The sequence below is a fragment of the Bordetella petrii genome, from assembly GCF_020991325.1.
GTDB classification, from domain to species: domain Bacteria; phylum Pseudomonadota; class Gammaproteobacteria; order Burkholderiales; family Burkholderiaceae_B; genus Bordetella_A; species Bordetella_A petrii_E.
Map to the genome: position 1 here is coordinate 1 of NZ_JAJMLX010000518.1, position 899 is coordinate 899.

The window sequence follows — 899 nt, forward strand, 5'->3', positions numbered from 1 at the left end:
CTGCTATGTGCGGGCTGCGCCGCCGATATCGTGCAATCCATGCGCGGCGGGGGCCCCGCTGTCCGCGCTGCGCCCTGCGGCTAGAGCCGCCGGCGCGGCATTGCCCGGATTGCGCCGGCATGGCGCCCGGCTTTACCCGCGCCATCGCCGCCTTCGACTACGAGGCCCCGTTCGACACCCTGATCGGCCGCTACAAGGGCGAGCGGCGCCTTGCCCTGAGCACGGCGCTGGCGCACGCAAGTGTTGCGCACGCTGCGCGGCCTGGCGGGCCTGCCCGGCCGGCATCCCATCATCGTGGTGGACAACGGCAGCACCGATGGCACGGCGCAGGCGGTGCGGCAGGAGTTTCCGGGCCTGGACCTGGTGCGGACCGGCGCCAACCTGGGCGCAGCCGCGCGCAACCTTGGGGTACGGCAAGCCGGGACGGAGTACGTGGCGTTCTGCGATGACGATACTCGCTGGGAACCCGGCGCATTGGAAACGGCGGTGAACATCCTGGACGCGGCGCCTGAAATCGCCGTGCTGAACGCACAGGTGCTGCTGGGCGACGAAGCCCGCCTGGACCCGGCCTGCGCCGCCATGGAAGAAAGTCCGTTGCCGGAGCAGCCAGGGGTGGGGCCTTGCCTGCTGGGCTTCATGGCGGGCGCCTGCGTGATGCGCGCCCAGGCCTTCCGGCATGCCGGCGGCTACTGGCCGCCGATGCTGATGGGTGGCGAGGAAGGCCTGCTGGCGCTGGACATTCTGGACCAGGGGTTGCGCATCGTGTACGCGCCCGCCGTGTGTGCGCGGCACTGGCCGTCGCCGCTGCGCGATGCGCCATTGCGCCAGCGGCTGCAAGCGCGCAATAGCGTGTGGACGGCCTGGCTGCGCCTGCCGGCAGGCCTGGCATGGCATGCCAC

Annotated in this window: 1 protein-coding gene; it reads left to right on the forward strand. The window is 71.6% G+C overall.

Annotation, left to right across the window (positions count from 1 at the left end):
* Positions 1-240: 240 nt before the first annotated feature.
* On the forward strand, positions 241-899 hold a 659-nt coding region (locus tag LPZ50_RS25080), incomplete at its 3' end, for a glycosyltransferase family 2 protein (RefSeq protein WP_230665532.1).